This is a genomic window from Rhizobium anhuiense bv. trifolii, assembly GCF_024346605.1.
GTDB lineage: Bacteria > Pseudomonadota > Alphaproteobacteria > Rhizobiales > Rhizobiaceae > Rhizobium > Rhizobium anhuiense.
On sequence record NZ_CP098803.1, the window covers coordinates 1,909,283 to 1,931,013 of the forward strand.

Genomic DNA, 21,731 nt, shown 5'->3' on the forward strand with positions numbered 1-21,731 from the left:
GCCGCGGCCTCATGCTTCCCGGCCTCATGCTTCAAGGAAAAGCCCGTGCCCGCTCGCCATGACGTCCTCGACAGGTCCTATGATGCCTTCCTCTTCGATATGGACGGAACCCTCCTGAATTCCATCGCCGTCGTCGAACGCGTCTGGAGCGACTGGGCAAGGCGCCACGGCTTCGAACCGGAGGTTTTCCTGAAGACCATCCACGGCATCCGTGCCTCCGACGTCATCCGCGGGCTCGGCCTGCCCGGCGTCGATCCGGCCCACGAGGCGGATCTGCTGCTCGCCGAGGAGATGGAGGATGTCTCCGGCATCGTCGAAATCCCGGGAGCCATCCGCTTCCTCTCCGCCATTGCCGATGACAAATGGGCAATCGTCACCTCGGCGCCGATCGAGCTCGCCAGGCGCCGCATGGCTGCCGCCGGCATCCCGATGTCGAAGGTCATCGTCAGCGGCCAGGAGGTCAGATCAGGCAAGCCCAGCCCCGAAGGTTATCTGCTCGGCGCAAGCCGCCTCGGCGTCGATCCCGCGAAATGCCTGGTCTTCGAAGATGCCGTCGCCGGCATCCTCGCCGGTGAAGCCGCCGGCGCCGACGTCACCGTCATCACCGAAACCCACGCCACCCCATTCGAAACACCGCATTTTTCGATCGCCAACTACCAGGCATGGCAGCCCATTCAAACCGCTGAAGGCCGATTGGCACTCGCCGCGATCTGAGCATTCGCACAAACCGCTTCCTTTTTGTGGGAGGCAAGGTTTTTCCGCTTGCATTGCACGCGCTGAAAAACTAAACGAAGCAAGCCGTTTCGGCAGGTCGGGGCGTAGCGCAGCCCGGTAGCGCACTTGACTGGGGGTCAAGGGGTCGCTGGTTCGAGTCCAGTCGCCCCGACCATTTATCCCCTTGAAATCCCAGTCAGAATGTCACTTTCTTCGTCCCGCCGGCGGCGGAAAACGGAACGAGACATGGCCAGTAGTGCTGAAACGGGAACCGAAAACCCCGGAAAAGTCCCGAACGAAAACGTCATTTGTTGATGTTGCAGACGAGTTGCTGCGCCGCCATTGAAAACACGGCGGGCGTTACGCCGTCTTCAGTGCGGTTTCTGAGCGATCGCGATCATCGACTTCGCCAGCAGCGGAATCCTCCCGACATATTCGAAGTCGACGTCTTCGAAGCCTGTTTCGACGAGCAGCGTGCTGAGCGTTTCGGGAGACCAGAATTTGATATGGCCATGGTCCTTGAGCGGCATGAAATGGTCATCCATCTTTCCGCTTACGGCCAACGCCAGATTTTTCCAGTAACCGTGAAAAGGCGTCGACACGACCGCGATGCCGCCGGGCTTGACCAGATCGTAAATGGTGGCAGAGAAAGCTTTGGGATCATAAACGTGCTCCACCACTTCGAGGCTTATCACCGCATCGAAGGTCCCGTACCGGCTGGAGAGATCTTCGTAGCCAGAGCCGATCTCCAGCGGAAGATCGGGATGAGCCGTTCTCGCTTTCGCAATGCCGTCCTCGGACGGATCGACACCGACGACGTCGTAACCTTTTTTTGCCAGCACGGCGGCAGCACCGCCGGTGCCGCAACCGAGGTCGAAAACTGCAGTCTCGTTTGCCTCCTGAAAATTATTCTCGAGAACATCGACAACGGCCGGCAAGATATAGGAATGGGCGGTCGCCGGCTTGGCGTGGACATAGGTAGTCGCGTCCAGTTCGATAGACATATTACCTCCTGATAAGTGAGCCGCCGCAATGGTACGGCGGACTTTGACGGCAGTGTGGTGTCGTTGTGGTATTAAGGTGATAAACGCCGAAGGCGTTCGCGGCTGCCAAGGGATCTCCAGCGGTCCCGGCGCTCGTCTCGGGGAAATCCGCGAAGCTGATTGACAGGGTGCCAGGAAGATGCTGAAAACGGGCCGCAATTGAGGTTGCCGCATTCTCGCGGACCAAAGGGCCGCTGTATCGGCTCCAGCCGTTTCGACCATTTAAAATAAATAACGCGCCGGAATACCCTTTGGGAGTGTGTCGCAAATAGTTCCTGTAGTTCTTTTTGGTACTGCCTCAGTTGGGAGAGGTGATGATTGTTGCATTTTGTTAAGGCTATACAGAGCTTTGAAGTTAAGAGCCCAATTTTGATTTGAAAAAGATCTGAACCCTCTTCGCTTTCTGGCGAATATGTGTAGATTAACATTATCCCTGTCAGAAATAGCCTAGTGCGAGCGCATGGCGGATATGAAGCAGAATCTCACTTGCAGGCAGGCCCTCGCAGCCGCTTTCCAAGCTCTGTCGGAAGAGGCCGTCAAAGCCGGCTGGTCGGAGGGCGATGTCGCCCTCGCGCTCGCTGAACTCGCCGAGGAGCAGGTGATCGAGGTGACCGCCAAGGTCATCACGGAAGGCTCCATCCATCCCCAGTTCGCCGCCAGCGGCCGTAGCAGCTAGAGCAATTCACACCAGCAATCCTGCCGCTTTGGCTGCCGTGGCGAAGGAAGCCTGCGCTGCGCGCGGGCTGCGCAGTCCGTCGAGCGCATCCAGGCAATGCTGGCGCGCAACGCGATAATCGCGCCCGCGCTTGCTCGGCCACCGTTTCAGATATTCGACGGCCTCCCAGACGGTGGAAACGATCAGGCTGCTATTTGGAGAAAGGACCCGGACGGGGGAGGGAAAGCGTATTTCGCTCACGTCTGCACTCACTGATTCCTGTTACAAGCGCCACCAAACGCGCGGGACAAAATTTTGTTCCATAATTTTATTCCCCGGGAATTTGCGCAGTTGCTAAAGTTCGGACCGTCGCGCATAATGATTTTATGACGGTTGCGGAGGGCGGCCGGCGATGCAAGCGTGAATGCGTTTGCCCTCGGAGGATGTGCGGCGTGATGTTACGATCATCAATTCATCCGCATGATTTACCGCTATTTTCGGAAGATCTCGATTTGCTGTCGCAAGTGCTCGACAAGGTCTGCGACGAACGCGGCCTGGCCAGGACGACACCGGAGGCCGAGCGGATCGGTGCGGTCATCATTCAGCTCTACAGGCAGGGCGTGAAAGACGGCGGCAAACTCGCCGATCTTGCAAAAACCTATCTCTGACGATCAGTTCTGCTCGATCGACACACCATTCTTGCCGATGCTCATCTCGATCCCCTGCGGCTTGCTTTCCTCGTGGAAGATGTAGGCGCCGAGACCGACGACGGCGACGACGAGAACGCCGATGATGGCGTAGAGACCATTGCTTCGGTTCAAGAGACTGCCCCCGGATGTGTTCATGGGACAGCGAAACGCTTAGCGCACCGATTGGTTCCGTCAGTCGTCGTTGGCGGCGTTGAGGTTTTCCGGCCGGATGCCGTCATCGCTGGAGCTGCGTGCGCGCAACCGGATGCCGGGGCCGCCTTCATCTTGATTGCCGCTGGAAAGGAAGATGATGCCGTGCGCTTCGAGCGTACTGCGCACATCGAACAGCGCGTGCGGCTCGCCCGCAAATTCACCGTTTTCGAGCGCCGTCACGGTCTCCACGGGCAGGCCGCTGGCGGCGGCGAGCTCTTCGATACTCATTCCGATCATGGCGCGCGCGCCGCGTATCTGCGTTGCCGTTATCATGGTGGAAAATCTAGCGCATTTGCAGCGCTTCTCAAGTGGCCCGGCGATTGATTGGCGAACGAAGCAATGCTGCATGCATTCTTCAAACGTCCCTCAGTTTTACGCCAAACAGATCATCATGCATGCGCTGGACCGCGATCCCCACGCCGCCCATAAGGGCGGCCCGGTTTCCGAAGCGGCTGATCTCGATGCGCGGCGGATAAGGGGTACAACGCGGCAGGAAACGCCGGATGGCGTCCACGAGTTCCGGTCTCGAGCCGATGCTGCCACCGGTGATCACCAGTTCAGGATCAAGAGTTGCTCCGATTGCCGCAATGGCGACCGCCACCAGCCTGGCCGTCTCTTCGATTGCGGCCACGGCGCTTGTATCTCCTGCATCAAACGCGGCGAAGAGATCGGCCACGGTGGATGCGTCACGCCCGCCGAAACCGGTGTAGCGGCGCAGCATCGCCACGCTGCCGACCGCGCTCTCAAAGGTTCCAAGCGTAAAGCCGCCGGGATCGAACGCATCCCCGCCGATCGGGAGATAGGCGATTTCGCCGGCCGCGCCACGCGCGCCGCGCAACAGAGTTCCGTTGGCGATGATGCCCATGCCGACGCCTGTTCCAAGGGCAACGAAAGCAAAATTGCCGGTTTCGACACCGTGTCCCTGCCACCGCTCCCCTTGCGCCGCAAGGTTCACATCGTTTTCCACGATCACGGTGATACCCATTCTGTCGCTGAAGACTTGCTGCAGATTTATGGCGTCGATGCCGGGGATATTCGGCGCGACGTTGATGTGTCCGGTGACCGGATCGAGCACGCCGGGTGTGCCCAGGACGGCGAGACGGAGCTTGTCGGCGGTGGTCCCGGCCGCAAGCGCGAGTTCAACGAGAAGATCGCTGAATTGATTGACGAGATGCATGCCTCCGCGCGGGTCGGTGGCCACTTTGGTTTCGGCAACCACGTTTCCCAACAGATCGCAGATGGCTGCGGCGATCTTGGTGCCTCCGAGATCGATAGAGACAGCCAGTCCGGCCCTCGCATTGATTTCATAGATAATGGCATTCCGGCCTGGACGACCGTCGGTCTGCCCGACAGGTTTCAGCCATCCGTCATCCTCGAGGTCGCGCACGACCTCGGAAATCGTCTGCTTTGATAGACCGGTCAGCTTGGCGATATCGGCGCGGGAGATCGGCCCGTTTGCCAAAATGGTTCGGATCACCGCATTGGTTGAAATTTTTCGTGCGATGGGTGTCTGTACGACGGAAGATGTCATTGCCATCCAGCCAGATCGATCCAATTAGTTCGGAGCGCATACTTAATTGGGGCGATATTAGATCATAATTATCAAGAAGAAGAGAAATTCGGAGGCTTGGCTCCGCCGTCCTCCCGGATTTGAGTATAGCAAGATCGGCAATTTGTCTATGTCCTTGACAAATAGGGATCGGCCTGTAGGCTGAGGTCAACGCGCAATCCAATGCGCGTGATATAAAGAGGGTCGAGGAGCAGTATGCGCCATACGTCTCGTCCGGGTAGACATGCGCTCGCCAAGGTCGTCCGAAGAGGAGCTGGCCTGGGCTTATTCGGCTCTATTTCTTTTTCTCGTCCTGCTGTCTGTTGAACTTGGCGTGCGGGGATCTGCCCATGATAAAGCCTTCGACTGATGGACAGCTTTTCGCCGAAGAGCCCGTATTACTGCCTGTAATGGCGCCGCGCCTTCAGGCCGATGTTCATCCGGGTGGATATGCTGATCTTGCCCTGTGGGGAGCCGGCAGCCTGGGGCGTGTGAGATTTTCTCCACTCACCGGCCCTTATGCTTATGCCCCGAACCGAGTCGTCTCGAAACAGGGCGGCGTGTTTGTCGCGCAGTCGCGGCCGGTGATGCTGATCCGCCAAGCAAGCCTTCGGGGCGTGTACCCTGCGCGTCGTTGCGCTTGGTGGCACGAGCCGGATGGCAAGGGTCCCAGGGTGAGGGTCACCCGCAACCACCATCGGCAGACTTTCGAAATGGCCTGGGGTGTCCTCATTGTCGAAACGTCGGGTTCGGATTTGCGGATCGCCATCGGCGCCTCAGGAGACGAAGCTGAGAAAGCGTTGAGCCTCACCAGCGAAGCCATCATCGGGGAAGCCGCTGAATATGCGGCGCGTTGCGACAGGATGCCCGAGGCCGATCCGTTGATGCGCAGCATGGTCAGCCAGGGGATACACGCCGCTCTTTCCAGCATCAGGCACGACGAAAACGGGGCCTTCGCTGGCCTTGCCGCCGGGCAGGCCTATAGTGCTCCGGCGCGAACCTATTACCGCGACGGCTACTGGACGATGCAGCCTCTTTTGATGCTGGCGCCGGAGGTGGTGCGCGACGAGATCCGAATTCTCGCCAAGGGAGTGCAGCCGGATGGAGAGGCCCCGAGCGGCGTGATCTTGACGGGGCCGGCGCAATCACAGGCCTGGCAGCACTTTGTCGCCGACAGCAAGGCCAATCCCAAAAACCACAAAAGAGCCGTTCCGGAATACCACAACCGTCCGCAGGACTGGTGGAGCGATCACTTCGACAGCCCGCTTTTTTTCATTCTGTTTCTGAGCGATTATTTCAGCGTGACGCAAGACCTGGCAGAGGTGCAACTGCACTGGCCGATCGTCAGAGCAATCACCGATCGCTATCTCGGCCTGGCCGGGGCTGACAGCGTTCTGCCGCTGAAACCGCGCAACGACCGGGACTGGGCCGACAACGTCTATCGTGAGGGTCTCGTCTCCTATGACCTCGGTCTTTTCGTCGGCGCCATGGACGCGGTGGCAAGGCTTGGCGAGGGCCACGATCCGACGCTTGCCGCACGCGCGCTCAAGACCGCAAATCTGGCCCGTGAAGAAATCGAGGCCAGGCTCTTCGTGCCGGCAACGGCGGGATATATCGATTATGGAACGCCTGGCGCTTTCATCGAGGATCATCTGGCTCTCGACAGCCTGACCTTGTCGCGATTCAGCGCAATTTCGAAGCATAGGGCCGTCGGCTTGTTGAAAGCTTTTGAAAACAGACTGGAAACGCGCAACAATCAACAACAGCCCTATGGCAGTTGGGGTGTCATGTGCGCCTATCCGCCATTCAAGCGGCAAGGCGATCTGCGATCCAAGACCGCTTTTCCCTACCGCTACCACAATGGCTCGGACTGGCCGTATTGGGATGGCGCCTATGCAGAAGAACGCCTTCGCCACGGACTTGGGGGTGCACGCTATGCATTGACACGCTGGTGGGAAACCTGCCTCGACAATGGCTGGATCGGTGCGGTGGAATATTTCTCGCCGCCTTATGGGCGCGGTTCCCTGCTTCAGGGCTGGAGTGCCATGCCGGCGGCGGTCGTCTTGAAATATGGCCTGGACGCTGCAAATGCGGAGCCAAGGTCATGAACAATACTGCGCCGTCGGTTCTAGCGGGACCCCTCATCGATCCGCATCGCGAAGGCGACGGAACCATCCCGTTCGAATTCGGAAAAGCCGAGGTGATGGTAGAAGCCCCTGGCGCGGTGGTTGTTGGGATCGACACCGAGATGCACCGCTCGGACGCCGTGATCTCTCAGCGCCTCAAGCTCAATGCTGATCATCCTGCGTCCCCAACCGGCTGCCTGAAGTCCGGGAAGGATGTTGATGTGAAGATGCGCGGGGTAGTCGTCTTGAAGCCACGGCGTGCCGCTGCGCGGGTTTTGAATACGTTCGATCACGTCGGCGTCGCGCGGACGGGCGGGCGTCAGGCCAGCGATCTCCTGGCGGACGAACGGCCACCAATTCGCCTGCAACTCTCTGTCGAACGCCCTGGTATCCGGGACGCCGACGATATAGCCGACCGGGCGGCCGTCCTGAATCAACACAAAGGCAAAGTCTTCGGCGAATTTGAGATAGGGCACCGACCAGATGTAGCCGGGCAGATGCGGGTCGCTATAGAGCGCGCTGGCATCGTCGCCGCCGTTCGCGGTTTTCAGGCAGATGTCGAAAAGGGCTTCGGTATCCGCTTCGGTCGCCGGGCGGATGGAGCAGTTGTTGTCCATCACTTTGCCACCTCCTGCGTGGCGTTTTTTTATTTCAGGTTGCGAGGGAGGCTCATGCATTGACGATTACCTCAGATTCGCCAGCCCGGCAAAGCTCTGGGGGAAGAAAACGTTCGGCCGTCGCCTGGGCGGCAGGTCTGAACGGAAAGTGGAGAATAAATCAATGAGGTGGAACCGATGAATAGAAGCGTGAAATCGATCAACATACTGCCGGGATGCCAATGGAAGGCAGCCGTCGCGCTTGCTGGTGCAGCGCTTATAAGTTTGGGCCTTTCGGCAGCCGCGCGCGCTGACGATCTGGCTGTGTGGGATGACCAGACCTATGAAGGTCAGAGCGCTGTTATAGAGCAACTGAACAAGGAGTTCGAAGCTGCGCATCCCGGTGTCACGATCAAACGCACCGCCCGCACCTTTGATGACATGAAGTTGACGCTGAAGCTTGCGGTTTCGGCAGGGAACGGCCCTGTCATCACGAAGGTCAACCAGGGCGCCGGCGACATGGGCGCGATGGTCAAGGAAGGATTGCTCCTTCCGGTTGACGACTACATCAAGAAATACAGCTGGGACAAGCGGCAGTCGGATTCAGTGCTTGCTCGAGACCGCTGGGAGGATGGAAAGTTCGGGGTCGGCAAGACCTACGGCATATCAGGCCTCGGTGAGATCGTTGGTCTCTTTTACAATAAAAAGATCCTCGACGATGCGGGCGTAGCATTGCCGCAAACCTTCGAGGAGTTTCTGGCCGATCTTGATAAGCTGAAGGAAAAAGGCGTTGCGCCCTTCATGATGGGCTCGGCAAAGCAGCATCTGGCCCTGCACATGATCGGCGCCATCGAGCAAGCGCATATCGACGCGAGCAATCGCGCCGAACTTGATGATCTGATCTACGGCAGGGGCGGTTCCTGGAACACCAAGGGGAACATCGAATCCGCGAAACTCGTGCAGCAATGGGCACAGGGCGGTTATTTTTTCCCCGGTTTCGAGGGCATCTCGGGTGATGACGCCGTCCAGCTTTTCATATCAGGGCAGGGTGCCTTCCTGATCTCCGGAACCTGGTATTTCGGCGACATGCAACACAATCCGGATATCGGCTTCATGGCCATTCCCGCCCCGAAGGGCATTTCCAAACCATTGAGTGTCGGAGGCGTGGACCTTGCTTGGGCGATAACGAGCCTTGCCAAAACCAAGGCAACGCAGGACCTGGCAGGCGATTATATCGACTATATGGTTTCGGAAAAGGCTGCTGAAACCTGGGCCGCTGCCGGCTATCTTCCGGCGACGTCGCTGGCGGCCGACGCAAAGCCAAAGCTCACGCCGCTGCTGAGCTCCGGCATCGAAATGTGGAAGACACTCAACGCGAACGACGCGCTCGGCCATTACCCCGACTGGTCGAGCCCGACGATGCTGAAGACGATAGACGACAACACGCCGCTTCTTCTGTCCGGCAATATCACCCCCGAAGCCTTCGTCGACGCCATGGACAAGGACTATCAGGCGTATTTGAAGGATAAGAAATAAAAGGTGCGGGCGCCGGTCGCGGCCGTCCGCCTTGGAGGCCGCGGCCCGCGTCTTGTCGATCCACGTTAAAATCAGCGCTGCGAGCTGCGGCTTGCAGCGCGATCACCAGCGCCTTGGCTTCATGGAGTACTGGATGAAACGCTCCGCACTTGATGGCTCGAAACACACCAATTTTATCTATTTATTGCCTGGATTGCTGCTCTATGCGGCCTTTGTCTTTGGACCGATTATTGCGGCTTTGGCTTTGAGCCTGACCAGTTGGGACGGCTTGAGCATGCCCAGTTGGGTTGGCTTGGGCAATTACGTCGATCTCTTTTCCGACAATCGTTTTTATATCGCCTTGCGTAACAATGCCGCGCTGATGATCTTCTATTGTGTTCTGCCGCTGGTGCTCGGTATAGGCCTTGCCGCCTGCGTCTGGAATCTGAAGCAACGCGAACAGCTCGCGCTGCGGACATTCTTGTTCCTGCCTTACATCATGCCGACGGCCGTGTTGGGCATCATCTGGGCATGGCTCTACAATCCTGCCTTTGGCCCGTTCAATCAGTTTCTGAGAGCAGTAGGGTTGGGCGCCTTCGCGTTGCCGTGGCTCGGCGATTTCAATTTTGTGCTCCCCGCGGTCGGGATCGTTGCCACTTGGTATTTCTTCGGTTTTTGCATGGTCATCTTCCTCACAGGAATTCAGCGCATCGACCCGTCTCTCTTCGACGCCGCCAAGGTCGATGGCGCTTCGGCGCGAAAAACCTTTTTCTGGATCACGCTGCCGCTTCTATTGCCTGAGATAAGGGTGGTTTTGCTTTTGACGGTCATCGCGTCGATCAAGAGCTTCGACCTGATTTTCACGATGACCCGAGGGGGACCCGCCAACGCCACCCTCGTGCCGAATATCTACATGTATCAGCTCGGCTTCGAGCTCAATCGCTTCGGCGCCGCGGCGGCCATCGCCATTGTCGGCGCGGTACTCACATTCGTCATCAACTATGCAATTCACCGATTTGTGGGATCGCAGAATAAAGGATTGGCTTGATGAGCCGTTCGTCCAACTTTCCCGTCGGTGCACTATTCCTCCGCATTGTCCTCTGGCTTCTTGCGTTCGTCACCATCATCCCCTTCCTGCTTCTGCTTCTGACGTCGATAAAGAGCAAGGCTGACGTTCTGCAGGGTGCGTTCGCTTTGCCGGCATATCCCCATTTCGAAAATTACGTCGATGCCTGGAATGCCGGACATTTCAACGTTTACTTCTGGAATTCGATTACAGTTGTCATACCCGTCGTTGCTGCCAGCGTCTTTCTGGGCCTGCTGACCGGTTTTGCCTTCGCTTACCTGTCATTTCCGTTTCGGCGCACGCTGTTCGCTATCCTGACGCTCGGCATGATGGTGCCGGCGGAGGCCTTCATCATCCCGCTTTATTATGAAATGCGTTATCTCGGCCTTATCAACACCTATGCGGCTCTGATCTTGCCGCAGATCGCGATGTCGATACCGTTCTCAACGATCTTCCTCGCCAGCGCGATGCAGCAATTGCCGGAAGAAGTTCTCGAAGCGGCGGTTCTCGATGGCGCCGGACGCTTCTATATCCTCCGTAAGATCGTTATCCCGCTTATGGTGCCGGCAATGTCGACGCTGGCGCTGTTCCTGTTCATCTGGACCTGGAATGAGTTTTTGATCCCCTTCATTCTGGTCAACGACGACGCCTATCGGACGCTGCCCCTCGGTATGCTGTTTTTCCAAGGGCGCTACACTGTCAATACGCCGGTTTTGACCGCCGGTGCGGTGATCGTCATTGCCCCGCTCATCCTGACCTATCTGGTTTTCCAGCGGCGGTTCATTGCCGGCCTGACGGCAGGAGCCACGAAATAGACAGCTGTGCGATTTCAGACGCGCAAAGCACGATGCGCCAGAGGGTCAGGCCTCACGCCGGTCCCTGGCGCCTTCGCTCGCGCTTGTGGCGCACTTCCAGCGCCGCGCAGCCCCAGACGGTGCCAAGCAGCAGATAGACATGGCGCCAGTGGTCGATGTCGATGACGTTGCCGATCGCCGCATGGCCGAGGACGGAGATCCAGGCGACCATCAGGAAGGGTTGCCACGGCCGGTCGAGCAGCAGGTATCGAAAGCCGAGGGCGAGCGTCCAGACAAGCATGCCGACATAGCTGACGAAGCCGAGCCAGCCATAGGTGGTCAGCGATTTCAGCCAGATATTATGCTCGTCCTCGGGAAACATCGTCCCGAACACCAGCGGACCGATGCCGAGCGGGCGCTCCATCATCATGGTGAAGCCGATCCGGTGGCGCTCGAAGCGGCCGAGATGTTCGCCGTCATATTGCTGCACCAGCTGGGCGCGCGCTGAAAACAGTTCGGCGACCTTCGGGATCTGCAGCGCCACCAGCAGCGAGGCGACCAGCATGATGATCGCCGCCAGCGATAGCACCAGGACCCTCAGACGAAAGGCGCCGCTGCGCTCCTTGAGCAGCATGATGAAGATCAGCAGCACCAGGCCGAGCGCAAAAAGCCCCCAGGCGGCGCGGGAAAAGGAGAGGAAGATGCCGAGTGCAAGCACGAGCAGGGCGGCGGCCTTCAACGGCGATTTCTTCAGGTCGCCGGCCAGAATGCCGTGGATGAGGTAGAGCGATGGCGGCACCAGAAAGGGGCCGAAAACGTTGGGGTCCTGGAAGGCGCCTTTGGCGCGGTCGTAGAGCGTGAAGACCTCCGCGCCCGGAAATGCGTGGAAATAGCCGAGTACGCCGAGCGCCGAGGTGGCGACGGCGGCGAAGGTCCAGGCGTTGAACATCAACGGCAGCCGCTTGTGGCTGTCCTCGATGATTGCTGCATAGAACACCGCCGTCAGCGCCAGGAAGGTCGACACCGCGATATACATCGGCCCCGTCGCCAGGTCCTTCATCTGCGTCAGCGACAGCATGCCGCCGATATTGAAGGTGAGCAGCAAGGCGAGCAGCGGCGCTACGCCGCGCGAAATCCTGAGGCCCAGGATGAACCAGAGGCCGATCAGCCCGGCCATCCAGAGTTCATAGGGCGCCGGCTCGTCGATCACGAAACCGGAGAGGAAGACGCCGAAGGCGACGAAGGCCGAGCCGATCAGGCGCAGCGTCATCCGCTGCGGGTGGGCGACACGGGGATATGTCGCCTCGATCGCGCTCAATAGGCGTTTTCCGTGTTGAGCAGCCGGATCGGTGTCAGGAACAGGATCTTGAGATCGAACCAGAGCGACCAGTTCTCGATGTAATAGAGGTCGTAAGCCGTGCGGAACTTGATCTTCTCGTCATTGTCGACTTCGCCGCGCCAGCCGTTGATCTGCGCCCAGCCGGTGACGCCGGGCTTGACGCGGTGGCGGGCGAAATAGCCCTCGACGACATCGGAGAAGGCGCGATCGCGCGCCTGGGCGAGAACGGCATGCGGCCGCGGACCGACCAGCGAAAGCTCGCCTCTCAGCACATTGAAAAGCTGCGGCAATTCGTCGATCGAGCTCTTGCGGATGATACGCCCGACGCGGGTAACACGTGGATCGCCCTTGGTCACCGCAGCCTTGCCTGTGGGGTCGGCCATGTTGGTGTACATCGAGCGGAACTTGAAGACGTTGATGATCTCGTTGTTGAAGCCGTGGCGCTTCTGCATGAAGAAGACCGGGCCTTCGGAGGTCGCCTTGATGGCGATCGCGGTCGCGACCATCACCGGCCAGAGCAGCGCAAGCGCGACCACGGTGAAGAAGATGTCGAAGCCGCGCTTGGCGACGGAATCCCAGTCGCGGATCGGCTTCTTGAAAATGTCGAGCATCGGCACCGTGCCGACATGCGAGTAGGCGCGCGGCCGGAAGCGCAGCCGGTTGGCATGCGCGGCAAGGCGGATATCGACCGGCAGAACCCAGAGCTTCTTCAAAAGGTCGTAGATGCGGGCCTCGGCCGAAAGCGGCAGGGCGATGATCAGCATGTCGATGCGCGTCAGCCGTACGAATTCGACGAGTTCGGCCACGGTGCCGAGCTTCGGATAACCGGCGACCATGATCGGCGAGCGTTTCTCTCCGCGGTCGTCGAAGATGCCGCAGATGCGGATGTCGTTGTCGTCCTGCTGTTCGAGGACGCGGATCAGATCCTTGGCCGGCTCGCCGCCGCCGACGATGACGGCGCGGCGCTCCATGATGCCGTTGCGCGCCCAGTTGCGGATGCCGTAAGCGACGAGGAAACGTTCGGCCACAAGGAAGAGCGCGCCGGCTGCGAACCAAGAAATATAGGCATCGACCATTGCCCATGTGGTGCCGCGAATGAGCGTAAACAGGCCGAGGGTCAGAAGAAGCGCGATCGTCCACGACGCCAGAATGCGCGGCATCAGCCGCAGCTTCGCCCGAAGCGCGGGAATGGTGTAGGTGTCGGTAAGCTGGAGGCCGATGACGGTCAAGGCAGAAGCGATCGCCGCCATGCCAGCCCGCACCAGCGCGGAATCGTGGCCGTCGCCGGGCCAGACATAGTGGACGATCAGGGCGATTGCGAAGAGCGCCAGGAATTCCAACAGCCGCAATTGCCCGATGATGATGGCCGGCGAATAGGTTCCATCGCGGAACTGCTCGGCGATCTGGCGGGCATAGGGGTTGATCTCGGTCGGGTCGGAAGGTTTTTCCTTACCTGCGTCGCCGCGCACCTCGATGTCGGAGACCTGCTTGCGCAGCGCTTCCACGTCGAATTGATCGCCTTTTTCCAGCTTGTTCATGGGGCCAGCTTGTCTATGGGGCATTGTCGCTCATTGTCACCGAGCGAAATACCAGAAAGCCCCTAAGAAATATTTACGAGGCGGCGGGCATTGCTTGGGCCGGCAGCGGTCTCGACGAGTTCGTGGTACAATTTCAGCACATCGCGCGCCATGACGGCGGAGGAAAACACCGCCTTCACCGCCTCGGGCTTCGGCATCGTCCTGGCGTGCCAGCCGGGCGTGCTCAGCGTTTCCGCCATGACGCGGGCGAGATCGTCGGAATTGCCGGGCTCCACCAGTGCAGCGCTGTCGGCGCCGAGCACCTCGGGAATGCCGCCGACTCGGCTTGCGATGATCGTCTTGCCGGCGCCGAGCCCCTCGAGCACGATATAGGGCATGGCTTCGGCGCGCGAGGGAACGACGAGGTTCTGCGCCATCGAGAAAGCCTCATGCACCCGCATTGCCGGCAGCATGCCGATACGTTTGCCGAGGCCGCGTTCGACCATCATCTCGCGGTAGCGGTCGCGATCCGGCCCGTCGCCGATCATCAGCGCCGACAGCGGCCTGCCGAGCAGCCGTTCGGTCTTGGCGAAGGCATCGACAAACAGATCGGGACCCTTGAGGTCCCGGAGCATTCCCACATAGATGAAATGCACGGCATCCGAACGGGTCGGGATCGGCTCGAAATCACGCTCGCTGATACCGTTATAGATCAGTTTCGTCTTCGTCCGCGGCTTACCCACCTTGCGTGCATAGGTGTCGCGCTCATATTCGCAGATGAAGACCAGCGCATCGGTGAAATATTCCTGCAGCCGCTCCATCCTCAGGACGAACTGTCCACTGAAGGAGGAGCGCGAATAATGCAGGCTTCCGCCATGTGCGGTATAGAGGCGGGCTACGCGATACCTGTTCACCCGCAACGCTGAGCCGGCAAGTCGCGCGAGCACGCCGCCCTTGGCGCCGTGTCCGTGCAGCACATCCGGCCGCAAACTTTTGATTTTCTTGTATGTATCCCACATCGTCGCAATATCGGACGGGCTGATCGAACGCCGGATCGGCACGCGTGTCAGGCCGAGCGAGAGATAGGGTCTTATATCGTCGAACAGGCTGTCCTCGTACTCGCCGCCGGTCGAGCTGTCGCAGAGGATGCCGATTTGATGACCGGCCTTGCTGTGCTCCTCGACCAGATCGCGGACATGGCGGAATATTCCGCCGACCGGCGACCTGAAGCAATGGAGGATGCGGAGCGGTCTCTGTTTTGACATTGCTCAGAAGAGCCGTTCGCGAACGTAGATCGTGTCGCCTGCAATGATCGGGCCCGATATGTTGATGCGGCCGGTCAGCACCTGTCCGTTGATCTTGCGGGTGACGTCGACCATGCTCTGGTTGGCGCGGCTGGTGAAGCCGCCGGCAACCGCGATGGCATTCTGCACCGTCATGCCGGGAACATAGGCATACTGGCCGGGCTGGCCGACTTCACCCATGATGAAGATCGAACGGTAGCGATCGACATCGATGGTGACGTCGGGATCGCGAAGATAGCCTTGCTGCAGTTTCTGGGCGATCTGCCCCGAGAGTTGCTGCAGGGTCCGGCCGCGGGCAGGGACCTGGCCGATGAGCGGGAAGGCGATATAGCCGGCCTGATCCACCGTATAGGTGTTGGTCAGGCTCTGCTGGTCGAAAACGGTAACACGCAACCGATCGCCGCTGTCGAGCGTATAGGGCTGGATGGTCGCCTCGTTGAAGGCCTTCGGAGCCGGCTTATACGTCGTGCAGCCGCCCAGTGCTGCCGTCATGGCTGCAAGGCTCAGGGCCAAAAAGATCTTGGGCTGGACGAAAGACATCCGTTTGTGCTCACAGAAAATGAACTCGGTGCAGTCGTTATCGATCCGTTAGGGTTAATGCCCGGTAAAGGACGCTTGCAATTTCCCGGTATCCTTGATCGATCGTCCCTCCTCTACTTGGCAAGGTCGCCATTAACCGTTGAGTTACCATGGTCGTTTACACTTGCGGCACCTTTGTTGTGGAGTAAGAGCATGTCCAGCGTAGCTCGTGATCAGGATGTGGACATCGACCTCGGCCAGTTGGCCCGCGCGGTCTGGGCGCGCCGTCTGCGGATTTTGACGATCACCCTCGTGGGGGCGGGCGTCGCCTTTGCCGGCGCCAAGATCATGTCGCCGCAATATCGCAGCGAAACGCGCATCCTCATCGAACCCCGTGCGCCGGCCTTTGCCAACACCCAGCAGGTCAACGACGCCAGCGCCGGTCCGCTGATGGATGAACTCAACATCGCCAGCCAGGTGCAGCTCCTGCAATCGGCAGATCTCCTCAAGAAGGTGATCAACGACCTGAAGCTCTACAACCTGCCGGAATTCGACGATGCCGCCAACGGCTCGGCGATGAGCAGCATCCTGGTGAAGCTGCACCTGAAAAAGAACCCGCTGGAGAATCCGCCGGAAGAGCGTGTCATCGATGCCTTCGTCGAGCGCCTGCAGGTCTATCAGGTACCGGGTTCACGCGTCATCGGCATCAATTTCACCTCCAAGGACCCGAAACTCGCCGCCGCAATTCCGAACGCCATGGCGAATGTCTACCTTTCGACCCAGAGCGGCGCCAAGCTCGATTCCAACTCCGAGGCGACCCGCTGGCTGGAGCCGGAGATCGAAGGCCTGCGACGGAAGGTCAGCGAAGCCGAGAAGAAGGTCGCCGAATACCGCACCTCGCACGGGCTGTTGCAGACGAACGGCACGACCACTTTTCCGGCGCAGCAATTGAACGATATCTCCGCCGAACTGACCCGCGTCAGGGGCGACAAGGCCAATGCCGAGGCGAGAGCGCAGGCGGTGCGCAATGCGCTGTCTTCGGGCGAAGCCTCCGATACGCTGCCCGACATCATGTCCTCGCAGGCGATCCAGCGGCTGAAGGCGACGGAATCCGGCCTGCAGTCGCAGATCTCCGATCTGCAGACCAGTCTTCTCAACAACCATCCGCGGCTGAAAAGCCTGCGTGCGCAACTCGCCGATATCCGTACCCAGATCCGCCAGGAGACGCAGAAGATCCTGACGAGCATCGAGAACGAGTCCAAGGTCGCAGATCTCCGCGCTAGCGAACTCGAGCGCCAGTCGGACACGGTGCAGGCCACCAGCGCCCGCGCCGGTGAGGATGAGGTCGGTCTCAATGCGCTGGAGCGTGAGGCCAACGCCCAGCGCCAGCTGCTCGAAACCTATCTGGTGCGCTATCGCGAGGCCGCCTCCCGCGCCGACAGCAATTCGAGCCCAGCGGATGCCCGCATCGTGTCCAGGGCCGTCGAGCCGGTCGATCCCTATTTCCCCAAGGTGGTGCCGATCGTCGTCGTCGCTGCCGTCGCGACGCTGATTATGAGCGCCATCATCACCATGCTGGCCGAACTTTTCAGCGGCCGGGCGCTCCGCCCGGTGGATGCGTCCCCGGAGGCAATCGAGGCGGAAGCAGCCGTCGAGGAGAAGCATGTGCCGCAGGCCGCTCCGATCGCCGTAGCAGTCAGAAAGCCCGTGCAGCCGAGCATGCTCGCCGTGGTCGCGGACGAGGATGAGCCGGTAGCGGCCGTGGAGGCTGCCGAGGCGCCGGAGGACGACAATGAATTCTCCATCGCCTCAGTTGCGGATTATCTGACCGGCAGCCGTGCGCCGCTGGCAATTGCCATATCCCCGACCGGTGACAATGGTTCGGCGGCGACGGTTTCGCTGACCCGCACGCTCGCCGACGCCGGCCGCCGCGTCATCCTCATCGATATGACCGGCTCCGGCTACCCCACGGAACTGATGGTCGAGGATCAGGCCGCCCTTGGCGTCACCGATTTGCTTTGCGGCGAAGCCGCCTTCGGCGACACGATCCACAGCGACCGCCTGTCCGATGCCCATCTGATCCCCCAGGGCCAGAGCGACGTGCGCCGGGCCATGCGCGGTGTCGACCGGCTGTCCTTGCTGCTCGATGCGCTTGCCGCCGCCTACGACCTCGTGGTGGTCGAATGCGGTTCGGCCGATGTGGCCGGCGTCTCGCGGCTGACGCGCAGCCGCGACGTCGAGATCATCCTCTCGCTGCCTGAAGTCGAAGAGACCATCTTCGTTGCACTGATGACGGAATTCCAGGCTGCGGGCTATGAGCGCGTCGTGCTGATGTCGGGCGGCGAAGGGGCCGAGCAGGAGTTCGGCCGGGCGGCCTGAACGGTTGAAGCATGTCGCGCAAAAGTGTGCCGCGGTTTTGCGGCAACGACATGCGTAAAAACAAAAGGATAGAGCGGTTCTGCGTTTCAGTTAAAAGCTGAACCGCTCTAGCCAATTCGTGCCCGGACGCCCTGGGCGAATCTATAAAGCTTCGGGCGCGCCTTGATATGGGCCTTGCTGCGGGTGACGACCCGGTGGGCGGCGCCGGCGAGAACGCCGAACCGAGAGACCGGCAGCACCACGTCGTAGTGGGCGGTCTCCACAGGCGCCCAGGAGCGCTTGTAGGTCTGGTCGCCGAGACCGAAATCGAACAGCGCGACACCCTTGCCATGCAATCCCGAAATGGTCTGCCAATAGAGGAATTCGCCGGGGCTGGTATCAGGCACGAGCTCTTCATCGATCGCGCCGAACTGGCAGATGATGTGGTCACCCTTGCGCGAGATGCCTGCTATCGCGGCGATCCTGCCCTCAAGCGCGCCCTTGAGCCGGAGCACCTGCATCTGCAGCCCGAAATACTGCCTGCTGTCATCCACCCTGTCGAGCAAGCCATGCAGGAAGGCCTGCGTTTCCCTGTCGGCGAAAACGTCGGGAAGGCCGAGACTGGCAAAGCGTGCGCTCTTCAGGCGGAAAAAGATATCGAGCAGGCGATGCTGCTCTTCCGATGTCTCGGGAATGACGTATTCGAAGCCGCCGGCTGCCTCGAGGCGCTTCGACTGAACACGGAATTTCTTGCGCCGGTTCTTGGCGTTGAGCTGCTTCAGCGTTTCCTCGAAAGTCGAGAAGAACGGCAGCTGGTAGGCATGATTCTGGTTCTGCACCATCGGCAGTCCGGTGAGCGGGGTCTGTCGCCCCCGCCATTCCAGCGGAATGTTCTGCAGCAGCAGCAGATCGGCTTGGCCCCTGAGCGCCTGTTGTAGCTGGCCGGCGAACTTGCCGGCATCAATGGATCCGCCGCTTTCCGCAAAACTCTCGGAGAACAGGCCGGTATTGATGTTGCTGTGATCGGCACCGATGAACTTCGCGATCGCCAGTCCCCGGGACTTGACGATTTCGACCGGCAGAATGAAAGCCGTCTGGCCGGCATGGGTGCCTTTGAGGATTGCAAGCGGCCGCTGGAAGGCGCTCACCCAGGCGGCGCACCAGTCGTAGCTTTGATGGAGTGATTGCAGATTGTCGCGCTCCAGAGCCCGCCAGTCATCTTCCAGCGGCTGCATCGCGTCGAATACGTCGATGTCGATTTCAGCCATGGCGAGTTTCATGCTCAGCTGGCGCAGGCGCGACATGGCCATATCGGCCAGCGCCACCTTGTCGGACGGCTGTTCATGGACATCGAGCTTTTGCGTCTGCACGGTTTTCTCCGGTCAAGAATGCTGAACGGGAAAGTAGGTATGGGAGACGTATATTTGGTTTAATCGCAGGCGGTGAGCGAGGTTTTCCGCGCATCACGGTTATTCGGCCGTTAATGACCTACCGCTGCGGCGGCCCGGCCATCCATTTGATGATTACCATCGCCGGCAATACCCAGAGCAGGCCGGTGAGAAAGAAATAGAGCAGATGTCCCCACCAGGGCGCGTTGCCGAGCGTTGCCACCGCGATCGTGTTCGCCACCAGCGCATAGACGAGCACGAGCACGATGATGAGGATCGTGCCGATGAATTTGCGGAGGCGGACGGGCATCGGTTATCTCTCGGCATGGAGGGGGCGAACCGGCGCGACGGCATGCCGCAAAGGTTCGGGGCTTGTTTTGCATGAGCCGGTGGGGCAAATCAACTGCCGGATAGAAGGAGACATCATGGCCGTCGCAAACCCGACCACGGAACAGGCGATCCTGAGCGAAATGCGCAAGCAGAATCGCGACCGCCGCGCCTTGCGCCTCTGGCTCGGCTTCGTGCTTTTGGCGCTCTTCTGTCTCGTGCTCGTCGGCGGCGCCACGCGACTGACCAATTCCGGCCTGTCGATTACCGAGTGGAAGCCGATCCATGGCGTCATCCCGCCGCTGTCGGCCGCCGAGTGGGAGGAGGAATTCCGCCTCTATCAGCGCATTCCCGAATTTCAGCAGCTGAACAGTTCCATGACCGTCGACGAGTTCAAGGGCATCTTCTGGTGGGAATGGGCGCACCGGCTGATCGCCCGCGGCATCGGCGTGATCTTCGCGCTGCCGCTGATCTATTTCTGGCTGACGGGGCGTATCGAAAAGCGCCTGCGCTGGCCGCTCGTCGGCATCCTGGCGCTCGGCGGCCTGCAGGGCTTTATCGGCTGGTGGATGGTGTCTTCGGGCCTTTCCGTCCGCACCGACGTCAGCCAGTACCGGCTCGCCACGCATCTCGTCATGGCCTGCCTGATCTTTGCCGGCTGCATGTGGATCATGCGCGGTCTCTCACCGCACTCCGACGATCCGCCGCCGGCCAGAAGCTCGCGCGCCTTTGCCGCCGCGATCGCCATCTTCTCGCTGTTCCAGATCTATCTCGGCGCGCTGGTGGCGGGGCTCGATGCCGGTTTTTCCTACAATACCTGGCCGCTGATGGATGGCGCCGTTATCCCCTCCGATCTGCTGATCCAGCAGCCCTTCTGGATCAATGTTTTCGAGAACCCGAAGACGGTGCAGTTCATCCACCGCATCGGCGCCTACACGCTCTTCGCATTGACGCTGATCAACATGGTGATCGCCCTTCGCGCGGCACCTTGGACCACCCATGCACGCCGTGCCGTGCTGCTTTTCGCACTGGTGACGATGCAGGCGGCGATCGGCATCGCCACGCTGCTGATGCAGGTGCCGCTCCACTGGGGCCTGTTGCATCAGGCCGGTGCGCTGGTGGTTTTCGGTTTCGCCGTCGCCAACTGGCGCGGCTTTTACGGTGAATATCCGCATGGGACGATGATCGCCGAACGCGATTGAAGCCGTCGCTGCTGGGTTCTACCGCAGCACCCCATCGAGCAGCGGCATGCCGATGATCGCGGCGGCGGCGATCAGGACGTAGCAGGCGATACGGAAGGTCCGTTCTTCGGCAAGCCCGAACAGTTTCGACCCGCCATAGAGCCCGACCGCATAACTCGGCAGGACGACGACGGTGAGCGCGAAGACGGCAGGCACGAACAGCCCGCCGAAATAATAGCTGATGGCGCTGAGAACGCTCGAGATCGAGAAATAGAGCACGACATTTGCCCGGACGCGGGTGAAGTCGCTCTTGCCGCCGAGCCAATAGGCGACAACCGGCGGCCCGCCGAGCTGCGCGGCGCCGCTGAAAAGCCCGGCGATCAGCCCGACGCCGCTGGTGAGCGGTGCGGATGCCTCGCCGTGGTAGCGCCATCCCGATACCAGCAGCGCAAGCAGGCAGCTGGCGATGATCGTGATACTCCAGCGCAAGAGCAGCGGGTCGAGCAACGCCAGTATCGCCGTGCCGGCCGGAATGCCGAGCGCAGCACCTGCCGCCATGACGAAAACTTCTCGCCGGTTGGCGCCGCGCCAGGCCGGCGGGATCATCCCGAGCGAGGCAACGCCGTCGATGACGAGCAGGATCGGCGAGATCAGCTTCGGCCCGACGATCGCGCCGCCGAGCGGAACGAAGATCAGGGCGGCGCCGAAGCCGGAAAAGCCGCGGGCAAGCCCGGCGATGAAGGCAAAGACCATCAGCGCATAGATGCCTTGGTCGGGCAGGGCGGCGGTAAACCATGCGTGCACGCCATCGACCAGCGCATCGAGCGTCATGACATCA

Annotated in this window: 21 protein-coding genes, 1 tRNA gene and 1 pseudogene; 10 read left to right on the forward strand and 13 right to left on the reverse strand. The window is 60.3% G+C overall.

The features are described from left to right. Positions 1-45: 45 nt before the first annotated feature. Positions 46-714, forward strand: coding sequence for an HAD family hydrolase (locus tag NE851_RS18035; protein ID WP_097543005.1), 669 nt, complete (start codon positions 46-48; stop codon positions 712-714). A 98-nt stretch (positions 715-812) separates the two neighbouring features. After that, positions 813-889: transfer RNA gene (locus NE851_RS18040), tRNA-Pro, on the forward strand. 196 nt (positions 890-1,085) lie between these two features. Here the strand turns inward: NE851_RS18040 and NE851_RS18045 are convergent. Continuing rightward, positions 1,086-1,718 (reverse strand): class I SAM-dependent methyltransferase, encoded by a 633-nt coding sequence (locus NE851_RS18045; RefSeq protein ID WP_097543006.1) that lies wholly within the window; start codon positions 1,716-1,718, stop codon positions 1,086-1,088. 499 nt (positions 1,719-2,217) lie between these two features. Here NE851_RS18045 and NE851_RS18050 point away from each other — a divergent pair, with 499 nt between their 5' ends. Next, complete coding sequence (locus NE851_RS18050) at positions 2,218-2,433, forward strand: hypothetical protein (protein WP_047616437.1); 216 nt, start codon at positions 2,218-2,220, stop codon at positions 2,431-2,433. Positions 2,434-2,439: 6 nt separating this feature from the next. On the opposite strand, the gene NE851_RS18055 is transcribed toward NE851_RS18050, so the two are convergent. Then, positions 2,440-2,673 carry a DUF982 domain-containing protein gene (locus tag NE851_RS18055; protein WP_097543007.1) on the reverse strand — a complete coding sequence of 78 codons (234 nt, stop codon included), beginning with the start codon at positions 2,671-2,673 and terminating at the stop codon, positions 2,440-2,442. A gap of 194 nt (positions 2,674-2,867) precedes the next feature. On the opposite strand from NE851_RS18055, the gene NE851_RS18060 reads away from it, so the two are divergent. Continuing rightward, positions 2,868-3,080, forward strand: coding sequence for a hypothetical protein (locus NE851_RS18060; RefSeq protein WP_029872887.1), 213 nt, complete (start codon positions 2,868-2,870; stop codon positions 3,078-3,080). Positions 3,081-3,083: 3 nt separating this feature from the next. Here the strand turns inward: NE851_RS18060 and NE851_RS18065 are convergent, their stop codons facing one another. The 3 genes from NE851_RS18065 to NE851_RS18075 all read right to left on the reverse strand — a co-directional run bounded on the left by NE851_RS18065 (position 3,084) and on the right by NE851_RS18075 (position 4,851). Next, positions 3,084-3,233 (reverse strand): hypothetical protein, encoded by a 150-nt coding sequence (locus NE851_RS18065; protein WP_097543008.1) that lies wholly within the window; start codon positions 3,231-3,233, stop codon positions 3,084-3,086. Positions 3,234-3,293: 60 nt separating this feature from the next. Then, positions 3,294-3,587 carry a helix-turn-helix domain-containing protein gene (locus tag NE851_RS18070; protein WP_047616439.1) on the reverse strand — a complete coding sequence of 98 codons (294 nt, stop codon included), beginning with the start codon at positions 3,585-3,587 and terminating at the stop codon, positions 3,294-3,296. A gap of 82 nt (positions 3,588-3,669) precedes the next feature. After that, positions 3,670-4,851, reverse strand: coding sequence for an ROK family transcriptional regulator (locus NE851_RS18075; protein WP_047616440.1), 1,182 nt, complete (start codon positions 4,849-4,851; stop codon positions 3,670-3,672). A 362-nt stretch (positions 4,852-5,213) separates the two neighbouring features. Between NE851_RS18075 and NE851_RS18080 the strand changes: the two genes are divergently transcribed. Continuing rightward, entirely contained in the window at positions 5,214-6,971 is a 1,758-nt protein-coding gene (locus tag NE851_RS18080) for a glucosidase family protein (RefSeq protein WP_047616441.1), read from the forward strand. A gap of 20 nt (positions 6,972-6,991) precedes the next feature. On the opposite strand, the gene NE851_RS18085 is transcribed toward NE851_RS18080, so the two are convergent. Further along, the gene (locus tag NE851_RS18085) at positions 6,992-7,606 is read right to left on the reverse strand and encodes a GNAT family N-acetyltransferase (RefSeq protein WP_047616442.1); all 615 of its coding nucleotides are present in this window, start codon (positions 7,604-7,606) and stop codon (positions 6,992-6,994) included. A 177-nt stretch (positions 7,607-7,783) separates the two neighbouring features. Between NE851_RS18085 and NE851_RS18090 the strand changes: the two genes are divergently transcribed. The 3 genes from NE851_RS18090 (at position 7,784) to NE851_RS18100 (ending at position 10,981) form a co-directional block, all read left to right on the forward strand. Beyond that, the gene (locus NE851_RS18090) at positions 7,784-9,121 is read left to right on the forward strand and encodes an extracellular solute-binding protein (RefSeq protein WP_063474288.1); all 1,338 of its coding nucleotides are present in this window, start codon (positions 7,784-7,786) and stop codon (positions 9,119-9,121) included. Between the two features lie 133 nt (positions 9,122-9,254). Beyond that, positions 9,255-10,148 (forward strand): carbohydrate ABC transporter permease, encoded by an 894-nt coding sequence (locus NE851_RS18095; protein ID WP_047616639.1) that lies wholly within the window; start codon positions 9,255-9,257, stop codon positions 10,146-10,148. Further along, a complete protein-coding gene (locus tag NE851_RS18100) occupies positions 10,148-10,981 on the forward strand; it encodes a carbohydrate ABC transporter permease (protein WP_097543010.1) in 834 nt (277 codons plus the stop codon). Before NE851_RS18095 ends, NE851_RS18100 begins: the two co-directional genes overlap by 1 nt. Positions 10,982-11,033: 52 nt before the next feature. Here the strand turns inward: NE851_RS18100 and NE851_RS18105 are convergent, their stop codons facing one another. The 4 genes and pseudogenes from NE851_RS18105 to NE851_RS18120 form a co-directional block, all read right to left on the reverse strand. Further along, on the reverse strand, positions 11,034-12,278 hold the full coding sequence (locus NE851_RS18105) for an O-antigen ligase family protein (RefSeq protein ID WP_063474290.1): 1,245 nt from the start codon (positions 12,276-12,278) through the stop codon (positions 11,034-11,036). Beyond that, complete coding sequence (locus NE851_RS18110) at positions 12,275-13,837, reverse strand: undecaprenyl-phosphate glucose phosphotransferase (RefSeq protein ID WP_097543011.1); 1,563 nt, start codon at positions 13,835-13,837, stop codon at positions 12,275-12,277. The genes NE851_RS18105 and NE851_RS18110 overlap by 4 nt, the downstream gene beginning before the upstream one ends. A gap of 73 nt (positions 13,838-13,910) precedes the next feature. Continuing rightward, a pseudogene (locus tag NE851_RS18115) lies at positions 13,911-15,081 on the reverse strand (glycosyltransferase family 4 protein). A 3-nt stretch (positions 15,082-15,084) separates the two neighbouring features. Next, complete coding sequence (locus NE851_RS18120; protein WP_047616454.1) at positions 15,085-15,660, reverse strand: polysaccharide biosynthesis/export family protein; 576 nt, start codon at positions 15,658-15,660, stop codon at positions 15,085-15,087. 192 nt (positions 15,661-15,852) lie between these two features. Here NE851_RS18120 and NE851_RS18125 point away from each other — a divergent pair, with 192 nt between their 5' ends. Further along, on the forward strand, positions 15,853-18,018 hold the full coding sequence (locus NE851_RS18125) for a GumC family protein (RefSeq protein ID WP_047616456.1): 2,166 nt from the start codon (positions 15,853-15,855) through the stop codon (positions 18,016-18,018). Positions 18,019-18,125: 107 nt separating this feature from the next. Here the strand turns inward: NE851_RS18125 and NE851_RS18130 are convergent, their stop codons facing one another. Together NE851_RS18130 and NE851_RS18135 are read right to left on the reverse strand one after the other, a co-directional pair. After that, entirely contained in the window at positions 18,126-19,367 is a 1,242-nt protein-coding gene (locus tag NE851_RS18130) for a GNAT family N-acetyltransferase (RefSeq protein ID WP_097543012.1), read from the reverse strand. A gap of 118 nt (positions 19,368-19,485) precedes the next feature. After that, complete coding sequence (locus NE851_RS18135; protein ID WP_047616460.1) at positions 19,486-19,695, reverse strand: DUF2842 domain-containing protein; 210 nt, start codon at positions 19,693-19,695, stop codon at positions 19,486-19,488. 115 nt (positions 19,696-19,810) lie between these two features. On the opposite strand from NE851_RS18135, the gene NE851_RS18140 reads away from it, so the two are divergent. Continuing rightward, complete coding sequence (locus tag NE851_RS18140) at positions 19,811-20,914, forward strand: COX15/CtaA family protein (RefSeq protein ID WP_097543013.1); 1,104 nt, start codon at positions 19,811-19,813, stop codon at positions 20,912-20,914. A gap of 18 nt (positions 20,915-20,932) precedes the next feature. Here NE851_RS18140 and NE851_RS18145 read toward each other — a convergent pair whose 3' ends face one another. Next, positions 20,933-21,724 (reverse strand): sulfite exporter TauE/SafE family protein, encoded by a 792-nt coding sequence (locus NE851_RS18145; protein ID WP_097543051.1) that lies wholly within the window; start codon positions 21,722-21,724, stop codon positions 20,933-20,935. Between the last annotated feature and the right edge of the window lie 7 nt (positions 21,725-21,731).

What these genes read in the sequence shown, in the direction of transcription:
- NE851_RS18095 (WP_047616639.1), top strand. Translation starts at nt 9,255, where the DNA reads ATGAAACGCTCCGCACTTGATGGCTCGAAACACACCAATTTTATCTAT.
- NE851_RS18080 (WP_047616441.1), top strand. Translation starts at nt 5,214, where the DNA reads ATGATAAAGCCTTCGACTGATGGACAGCTTTTCGCCGAAGAGCCCGTA.
- NE851_RS18050 (WP_047616437.1), top strand. Translation starts at nt 2,218, where the DNA reads ATGGCGGATATGAAGCAGAATCTCACTTGCAGGCAGGCCCTCGCAGCC.
- NE851_RS18135 (WP_047616460.1), bottom strand. Translation starts at nt 19,695, where the DNA reads ATGCCCGTCCGCCTCCGCAAATTCATCGGCACGATCCTCATCATCGTG.
- NE851_RS18090 (WP_063474288.1), top strand. Translation starts at nt 7,784, where the DNA reads ATGAATAGAAGCGTGAAATCGATCAACATACTGCCGGGATGCCAATGG.
- NE851_RS18120 (WP_047616454.1), bottom strand. Translation starts at nt 15,660, where the DNA reads ATGTCTTTCGTCCAGCCCAAGATCTTTTTGGCCCTGAGCCTTGCAGCC.
- NE851_RS18045 (WP_097543006.1), bottom strand. Translation starts at nt 1,718, where the DNA reads ATGTCTATCGAACTGGACGCGACTACCTATGTCCACGCCAAGCCGGCG.
- NE851_RS18085 (WP_047616442.1), bottom strand. Translation starts at nt 7,606, where the DNA reads ATGGACAACAACTGCTCCATCCGCCCGGCGACCGAAGCGGATACCGAA.
- NE851_RS18145 (WP_097543051.1), bottom strand. Translation starts at nt 21,724, where the DNA reads ATGACGCTCGATGCGCTGGTCGATGGCGTGCACGCATGGTTTACCGCC.
- NE851_RS18075 (WP_047616440.1), bottom strand. Translation starts at nt 4,851, where the DNA reads ATGGCAATGACATCTTCCGTCGTACAGACACCCATCGCACGAAAAATT.
- NE851_RS18110 (WP_097543011.1), bottom strand. Translation starts at nt 13,837, where the DNA reads ATGAACAAGCTGGAAAAAGGCGATCAATTCGACGTGGAAGCGCTGCGC.
- NE851_RS18140 (WP_097543013.1), top strand. Translation starts at nt 19,811, where the DNA reads ATGGCCGTCGCAAACCCGACCACGGAACAGGCGATCCTGAGCGAAATG.
- NE851_RS18060 (WP_029872887.1), top strand. Translation starts at nt 2,868, where the DNA reads ATGTTACGATCATCAATTCATCCGCATGATTTACCGCTATTTTCGGAA.
- NE851_RS18070 (WP_047616439.1), bottom strand. Translation starts at nt 3,587, where the DNA reads ATGATAACGGCAACGCAGATACGCGGCGCGCGCGCCATGATCGGAATG.
- NE851_RS18100 (WP_097543010.1), top strand. Translation starts at nt 10,148, where the DNA reads ATGAGCCGTTCGTCCAACTTTCCCGTCGGTGCACTATTCCTCCGCATT.
- NE851_RS18125 (WP_047616456.1), top strand. Translation starts at nt 15,853, where the DNA reads ATGTCCAGCGTAGCTCGTGATCAGGATGTGGACATCGACCTCGGCCAG.